Below are 7,122 nucleotides of genomic sequence, written 5' to 3'. Positions count from 1 at the left end.
TCCCCCAACACACCGCAACCATCCCCTCTCCCGGGGGGAGAGGGGATGGTTGCGGTGTGTTGGGGGAGGTGGGTAGTCACTGAGGGCTCTGTGGGTTCACCGCAGCGTGAAGTTGGTCGCCACCTTGATCGGCGGCGTGGCGCTGGAAAACAAGGGCCTGGCGGGGTCGTGGCTGACGGCCTGTTGCCAGGGCGCCCGGGGCCTGCTGGAAGAGGGCGATGATTTGGCAGCGGCGGCCGGCTAGGCGACACTGGCGACTCCTTCGTCCGCCGGAGTCACCCATGCAGATTCGCCCCCTCGCCGCCGCCGATTTCGATCAGGTCTGGCCGCTGATCCAGCAGGTCGCCCAGGCCCGGGAGACCTATGCCTACGACCCGGACATGAGCCGCGACGACGCCTGGCGCCTCTGGGTGGAGCTGCCGCGGGCGACCTTCGTCGCCGAACGCGATGGCCAGATTCTCGGCAGCTACTACCTCAAGGCCAATGCCATGGGCCCAGGCGATCACGTCTGCAATTGCGGCTACATGGTCGCTCCCGCCGCTCGTGGCCAGGGCGTGGCCGGTGCTCTCTGCGAGCACTCCGTGCAGGTGGCTCGCGAACTGGGCTTCCAGGCCATGCAGTTCAACTCGGTGGTGGCCAGCAACCAGGTGGCGGTGCGGCTCTGGCAGAAACACGGCTTCGAGATCGTCGGTACCCTGCCCAGGGCCTATCGCCATGCCAGCCTGGGGCTGGTGGATTGCCTGGTGATGTATCGCTGGCTGGCGGACTAGCGCCACTCGCTCAACACGGCCCGCAGCGAGGCCGGCAGCATGGGGCCGTGGCCCAGGCCTTCGAGCACCTCGTAGCGCACCCGGATGCCGGGGAGCTGGCCGAGGCGGCCGGCCAGGCGCCGGGTGGCATCGGCGGGGACCTCGCTCTGGAAGTGCGCGGGCAGCTCGCGTTCGGCGCCGCCCTGCAGCAGCACCAGACGGGCCGGATGGGCCTTGAAACGCTCCTTGAGCTGCTCATCACTCTGAGGTAACACGGTGGGACTCCACCACAGCGAGGGACTCACGGCGTAGCCCTGGGCGAAGGCGTCGGGGCGGGTGAGCAGGGCGTGGAGGACGAACAGCCCGCCCAGGGAATGGCCCCAGAGCGCACGCTGGCCATGATCCAGGGGCAACTGCCGCGCCACCGCCGGTTCCAGGCGCTCCAGCAGCCAGGCGAGAAAGACGTCGGCGCCACCGGTGGCCAGCTCGCGAAAGCGTTCGCTGGTAGGTGCGGACGGCGTGTAGTCGTAGGCCCGGCCAGGGCCGTCGATGCGCTTGCCGCCCGTGTAGCCCACCGCGACCAGCACGGGCGGATGGGGCCGCTTGGCCAGGGTATCGAGCAACTCGGCGTTCAGCCCGCCCAGGGCGGCGTTGCCGTCGAGCAGATAGAGCACCGGATAGCCGGCGGCCGGTGCCGGGGTGGCGGGTCGGGCGATCCATATCTGGTAGTGGCGGGCGCCATCGACGGAATCCAGCTGGAGTTCGCTGAAGGCATAGCCGTGGCCCGGCTGCTGCAGCACCTGGGCGTCCATGGGCTGATCGATGGGGCGGGCCTGGCCGGGAGCGGTGAGGGCGAGCAGCAGCGGCAGGGCCAGCCAGGCGCTGTGACGGACGGAATGGGGCAAAGGCGGCATCGGCGAACAAGACTCATTTCCAATGGAGCGGTCGAGCCTACCGGTCTCTGCCCCCGCTCGCCATACTGGTCAGGATTTTCCGTTGCCAGGACATCCCATGCATCACCCTCATCTGCTGTTCGATCTCGATGGCACCCTCACCGATTCGCGCCTGGGCATCACCCGGGCGATCCAGGTGGCGCTGCGCGCCGAGGGGATCGAGGAGCCCGATCTGCGCAGGCTGGAAGTCTTCATTGGCCCGCCGCTGCTGCAGAGCTTCATGACCCATTACGGCTTCGACGAGGCGCGGGCCTGGCGCGCGGTGGAGGCCTATCGGGGATATTTTCGCGCCACCGGTCTCTATGAGAACGAGGTCTATGCGGGCATCCGCGAGTTGCTGGCCGAGTTGCAGGCGGCCGGACGGCGGCTCTATCTGGTGACGGCCAAGCCGCGGGTGTTCGCCGTGGAGATCCTCAGGCACTTCGCCCTGGCGGAATTCTTCACCGCGCTGCATGGCAGCGAGCTGGATGGCACCCGCGCCGACAAGACCGAACTGCTGCGTTTCGTGCTGGAAACCGAAGGCCTGGCGCCGGAAAGCTGCCTGATGCTGGGTGACCGCGAGCACGACCTGATCGCCGCCCAGGCCAACGGCGTGGCGGCGGTGGCGCTGGGCTATGGCTTCGGCAGTCGGGAAGAGCTGGAGCGCCAGCGCCCGGCCTTTCACTTCCACAGCGTGGCGGCCCTGCGCCAGGGCTTCGGCCTCTAGCTGGGCGCACCGACCTGCGCGGCGGTGGCCGGCAGGTCGTGGGGCGCGACGGGGATCAGCCGCAGGTGGCGGTCTGCACCACCAGGCTGGCGCTGGTGGTGATGGTCAGGCGCTGGGAATTGAAGTCCATGGTCATGGGGTCCTGTGGACGGACCACCCGGACGACCTGGGCACCGGCGCGCTGCCGGCCTTCCTCGGCCAGGGCCGGGGAGAGGGCCTTGCCGACCAGATCCTGGACCGCATCGGAGTTGCAACGGCCACTGCTGCTGACGGCGCCGCTCGGGGCCGAGGAGGCCGCCGCCGGGCTGCTCTGGGTTTCGTGCGAGCCGCAACCGGCCAGCAGGGTGAAGAGCGCGGCGCCAGCCAGCAGGAGGGGAGTCTTGGAGCTCATGAGTTCGCCTTTTCGATCGTGAGAGAAGGAACCTTAACCCGTACGGGCCTCCTCATGGACCCCTCAAGGGCGGGCATTGTTACAAAGCGCGATACAGAAGACGTTGAGAGACCTCGCTGACCAGTCGTCCTGCAGGGATAAAGTTAATAAAGATAACGTTCGGTAATCGGCCAGATTCAGCCCGGATGGCTTGATCCATTTCTGCCATCGACCATCATCGAGCCAGGGCCAAACCGCCCTCTGGTGACGACAACAACAACAAAGGGACACCCGCCATGTCAGCTCGCTATCCAACCACCCTCCCTCCTGACCGCTACCCGATCCGCGCCCGCTAGGCCCTGATCCGCGCGCCCCGGCGGCGCCTTCCGCTTCCCCAGTCAGGACGGTCATCTCATGTCTTTTTCGCGCTCGCTTCCGGCCCGCGCACGGGCCCGCTCGTGCCTCGCCTTTACCACGCTCGCCTCCTTGCTCGCCAGCCAGGGCCTGCTCGCCGCGCCTTCCACCACCCTGGAAAGCGCCCGGCCCAAGCCGCTCAACAGCCTGGAGACCGCGCGTCCCCTGCCGCCCGGACCGCCACGCTGGGCCGAGGACTATCGCTTTCTCGACGATCCGCAAAAGCGCACCGATCCCTTCGACGAGCTGCGTTACCAGCGCCTCGGCGACTCGGCCTGGCTGCAGACCGGCGGCGAAGCGCGCTATCGCTTCGATACCATCCGCAATCCGGTCTTTGGCCGGCGCGGGGTGGCCACCGATCACTACATCCAGCAGCGCCTGCAGCTGCACGCCGACCTGCACCTGTTCGACGACGCCGTGCGCGCCTTCGTCCAGCTGGAAAACACCCGCGCCTGGAACAAGGCGCTCTACGGGCCCTACGACCAGAGCCGCACCGAGCTGCACCAGGCCTTCATCGACCTCAACACGCCGCTGGCCGGCGGCAAGCTGATGACCCGCATCGGTCGCCAGGAGCTGGGCTATGGCAACCAGGCCTTCGTCACCTACCGCGACGCCCGCAACATCCGCCTCAACTTCGACGGCCTGCGCCTGGCCTGGAGTCGCCCGGACGGCTACCGGCTGGACGCCTTCGGCCTGAGGCCCGTGGTGACCGGCGAAGACAGCTTCGACGATGGCTCCAACAACGCGGTCAAGTTCTATGGCCTCTACGGCACCCTGCCGCTGGCCGGGCCGCTCAAGCTGGATGTCTACGGCTTTGGCCTGGAGACCGACCAGCGCACCCTGGACGGCCTGACCGGCGCGGAAAAACGCTACACCGCCGGCTTCCGCCTGTTCGGCAACGCCGGTCCCTGGGACTGGAGCTGGGACCTGGCCGGGCAGGGCGGGCATCTGGCCGGCGCCCAGATCCGCGCCTGGGGCCTGAGCAGCGAAACCGGCTATCGCCTGGGCGGCGCCTGGAAGCCGCGGCTGGCCCTGCGGGTGGACGCCGCCAGCGGCGATCACGGGCTGGGCGACGACCGCGTCGGCACCTTCGATCCGCTCTATCCGAAGAACGGCTTCTATGGCGACTCCGGTCTCACCACCCTGGCCAACCTCTATCTGGTCGGCCCGCTGCTGACCCTGGCGCCGCGGCCGACCCTGCAGCTGGAAAGCGGGCTGTTCGGCGTCTGGCGGCAGAGCACCGAAGACGGCGTCTACCTGCCGGGCATGACCACGGTGCCGGGCACCGCGGCCAGCTCGGCGCGCAAGGCCGGCACCCTCTGGCGCAACAACCTGCGCTGGATGCCCACCGCCAACCTGACCCTGGATCTGGAATACAGCTACTTCCAGGCCGGCGCCGCCGTGCGCCAGGCCGATGGCGACGACACCAGCTTCCTGATGGTCGCCACCACCTTCCGCTTCTGAGGAGTCCACCATGCGCCTGCTCTCGACCGTTCCGCCCGGGGCCCGCCTGACCCTGCTGCTGTGCTTCATCGTCGCCCTGCTGGAGGGCATGGACCTCCAGGCCATGGGCATCGCCGCCCCGGCCATGGCCAAGGCCTTCGGCTTCCAGCCGGGGCAGATGGGCCTGGTGTTCAGCGCCAGCATCCTCGGCCTGCTGCCCGGCGCCTTCATCGGCGGCTGGTGCGCCGATCGCATCGGCCGTAAGAAGGTGCTGATCGCCTGCGTGCTGATCTTCGGGGTCTTCTCGGTGGCCACCGCCCATGTCTGGAGTCTGGAGAGCCTGCTGCTGGCGCGGCTGCTCACCGGCATCGGCCTGGGCGGCGCCCTGCCCAATCTGATCGCGCTGTCCGCCGAGTCGGTGGACGAGCGCGCCCGCGCCACGGCGGTCAGCCTGATGTACTGCGGCGTGCCCCTGGGTGGCGCCCTGGCGGCGGTGGTGGGGCTGCTGGACGTCGGCCGCTGGCAGACGGTGTTTTATGTCGGCGGCCTGGCGCCGCTGCTGGTGGCGCCGCTGCTCGGACGCTACCTGGCGGAGACCGCCGGCTTTCTGCGCAATCGAGGCGGACCTCAGGCGAACGGCTCGCGCGGGGCCTGGCTGGGCGCCATCCCGCTGTCGACCACTCTGCTGCTGTGGCTGGGCTATTTCTTCACCCTCACGGTGATGTACATGCTGCTCAACTGGCTGCCGTCGCTGCTGGTGGGCCAGGGCTTCAGCCGCGGCCAGGCGGTGGGGGTGCAGATCCTCTTCAACCTGGGCGGCGGCATCGGCTCGGTGCTGTTCGGCCTGCTCATGGATCGCTGGCGGCCACGGCTGACGGTGCTGGCCATCTACCTGGGCATCCTGCTGGGGCTGGCCGGGCTGGGTCTGGCCAAAGCCTATCCACTGGTGGCCCTGGCCGGTTTCGCCGCCGGGCTGTTCGTGGTGGGTGGCCAACTGGTGCTCTATGCCCTGGCGCCGCAGCTCTATCCGGCGGCGGTACGGGCGACCGGGACCGGTGCGGCGGTGGCGGTCGGCCGTCTGGGCGCCATGGCCGGACCGCTGCTGGCGGGCCAGGTCCTGGCCCTGGGCGGTGGCGCGGCGACCCTGGTGGTGGCCACCACCCCGGCGGTGCTGGTGGCCGCGGGCGCGGTGCTGGCCCTGCTGCAGCGGCGGACGGCGGCGCCTGCGGCGGCGGCCCGCGCCGAGGCGCCTGGTCATGCGTAACGGCATGAGCGCGCTCTACGACGACGTCCTGCTGCTGGATGGCGTGCGCACGCCCTGGACCGATCTGAATGGCGCCCTGGGGCAGGTATCGCCCACCGACCTGGGCATCGCCGTGGCGCGGGCGCTGCTGGCGCGCGGGCATGCGGCCGGGGCGGTGGATTCCGTGCTGGCCGGCTCGGTGGCCCAGGCCAGCTTCGATGCCTATCTGCTGCCACGCCATATCGGCCTCTATGCCGGGGTGCCCGAGGCGGTGCCGGCGCTGCAGGTGCAACGGGTCTGCGGCACCGGCCTGGAGCTGCTGCGCCAGGCCGGCGATCAGTTGCATAGCGGTCAGGCCAGCCAGGTGCTGTGCGTGGCGGCCGAGTCCATGACCCGCAATCCCATCGCCGCCTATACCCACCGCAGCGGCTTTCGCCTCGGCGCGCCGGTGGAATTCCACGACTTTCTCTGGGAGGCGCTCAAGGACCCGGCGGCCGGACTGGACATGATCGCCACCGCCGAGCGCCTGGCGCAGCGCCACGGCATCGCCCGCGAGGCCGTGGATGCCTGGGCGCTGCGCAGTTTCGAGCGGGCCCTGGCGGCCCAGCGCCAGGGCTGGTTCGCGGCAGAGATCGTGCCGGTGGCGGCGGCGCGCTACGAGGCCGCGGGCCTGGCGCCGCGGGAGTTGCGCCTGCCGCGGGGCTGCGCGGTGGTCGAGCATGACAGCCATCCACGGGAGACCTCGCGGGAGGCCCTGGCACGGCTCGCGCCGGTGCATCCGGGCGGGGTCCAGACCGCCGGCAATAGCTGCGCGGTGGCCGACGGCGCCGCCGCCGTGCTGCTGGCGCGGGGCGCGGACGCCGCGTCGGCACGGGCGCTGGCCTGGGTGCGGGGCAGTTGCGTGGTGGGGGTGCCGCCCGACGTCATGGGCAGCGGCCCGGTACCGGCCATCCAGGGCCTGCTCAACCGCGCCGGCCTGGCGCTGGAGGCCATCGACCGCCTGGAGATCAACGAAGCCCAGGGCGCCCAGCTGCTGGCGGTGCAGCAGGCCCTGGAGCTGGATCCGGCGCGGCTCAATATGCACGGCGGCGCCATCGCCCTGGGGCATCCGCTGGCCGCCACCGGCCTGCGCCTGGCCATCACCCTGGCGCGTCAGCTGCGCGCCGAGGGGCTCAGGTACGGGGTAGCGGCGGTGTGCATCGGCGGTGGGCAGGGGATGGCGGTGCTGCTGGAGAATCCGGGGT

The 7,122-nt window shown here is 70.1% G+C and carries 8 protein-coding genes; 6 read left to right on the top strand and 2 right to left on the bottom strand.

What is annotated here, in order from left to right; genetic code table 11:
• Positions 1–106 precede the first annotated feature (106 nt).
• The gene (locus tag OMP44_RS24765; protein WP_280311563.1) at positions 107–244 is read left to right on the top strand and encodes a hypothetical protein; all 138 of its coding nucleotides are present in this window, start codon (positions 107–109) and stop codon (positions 242–244) included.
• Positions 245–281: 37 nt separating this feature from the next.
• Positions 282–770, top strand: a complete 489-nt coding sequence (locus OMP44_RS24760) for a GNAT family N-acetyltransferase (protein ID WP_133860343.1) — start codon at positions 282–284, stop codon at positions 768–770.
• Here OMP44_RS24760 and OMP44_RS24755 read toward each other — a convergent pair.
• Complete coding sequence (locus tag OMP44_RS24755; protein WP_280311562.1) at positions 767–1,654, bottom strand: alpha/beta hydrolase; 888 nt, start codon at positions 1,652–1,654, stop codon at positions 767–769. The two genes, OMP44_RS24760 and OMP44_RS24755, sit on opposite strands and share 4 nt — an antisense overlap.
• Before the next feature lie 106 nt (positions 1,655–1,760).
• Here OMP44_RS24755 and OMP44_RS24750 point away from each other — a divergent pair, with 106 nt between their 5' ends.
• Positions 1,761–2,408: an HAD hydrolase-like protein gene (locus OMP44_RS24750; protein WP_273863189.1), complete on the top strand. Its 648-nt coding sequence runs from the start codon at positions 1,761–1,763 to the stop codon at positions 2,406–2,408.
• A gap of 55 nt (positions 2,409–2,463) precedes the next feature.
• On the opposite strand, the gene OMP44_RS24745 is transcribed toward OMP44_RS24750, so the two are convergent.
• The gene (locus tag OMP44_RS24745) at positions 2,464–2,799 is read right to left on the bottom strand and encodes an I78 family peptidase inhibitor (RefSeq protein WP_027598593.1); all 336 of its coding nucleotides are present in this window, start codon (positions 2,797–2,799) and stop codon (positions 2,464–2,466) included.
• A gap of 393 nt (positions 2,800–3,192) precedes the next feature.
• Between OMP44_RS24745 and OMP44_RS24740 the strand changes: the two genes are divergently transcribed.
• The 3 genes from OMP44_RS24740 to OMP44_RS24730 form a co-directional block, all read left to right on the top strand.
• Positions 3,193–4,656 carry an alginate export family protein gene (locus OMP44_RS24740; RefSeq protein WP_208693260.1) on the top strand — a complete coding sequence of 488 codons (1,464 nt, stop codon included), beginning with the start codon at positions 3,193–3,195 and terminating at the stop codon, positions 4,654–4,656.
• 10 nt (positions 4,657–4,666) lie between these two features.
• On the top strand, positions 4,667–5,899 hold the full coding sequence (mhpT, locus tag OMP44_RS24735; RefSeq protein WP_187980833.1) for a 3-(3-hydroxy-phenyl)propionate transporter MhpT: 1,233 nt from the start codon (positions 4,667–4,669) through the stop codon (positions 5,897–5,899).
• Positions 5,900–5,903: 4 nt separating this feature from the next.
• Positions 5,904–7,122, top strand: a 1,219-nt coding sequence (locus OMP44_RS24730) for a thiolase family protein (RefSeq protein ID WP_431312670.1), incomplete at its 3' end; no start/stop codon positions are given.

The sequence above is a fragment of the Pseudomonas flavocrustae genome, assembly GCF_029872515.1.
GTDB lineage: Bacteria > Pseudomonadota > Gammaproteobacteria > Pseudomonadales > Pseudomonadaceae > Chryseomonas > Chryseomonas aestiva.
This window is presented reverse-complemented; position numbering and strand designations above follow the sequence as displayed.

Coding starts and splice junctions, on each gene's coding strand:
- OMP44_RS24760 (WP_133860343.1), top strand. CDS start 282: ATGCAGATTCGCCCCCTCGCCGCCGCCGATTTCGATCAGGTCTGGCCG.
- OMP44_RS24740 (WP_208693260.1), top strand. CDS start 3,193: ATGTCTTTTTCGCGCTCGCTTCCGGCCCGCGCACGGGCCCGCTCGTGC.
- OMP44_RS24745 (WP_027598593.1), bottom strand. CDS start 2,799: ATGAGCTCCAAGACTCCCCTCCTGCTGGCTGGCGCCGCGCTCTTCACC.
- OMP44_RS24750 (WP_273863189.1), top strand. CDS start 1,761: ATGCATCACCCTCATCTGCTGTTCGATCTCGATGGCACCCTCACCGAT.
- mhpT (WP_187980833.1), top strand. CDS start 4,667: ATGCGCCTGCTCTCGACCGTTCCGCCCGGGGCCCGCCTGACCCTGCTG.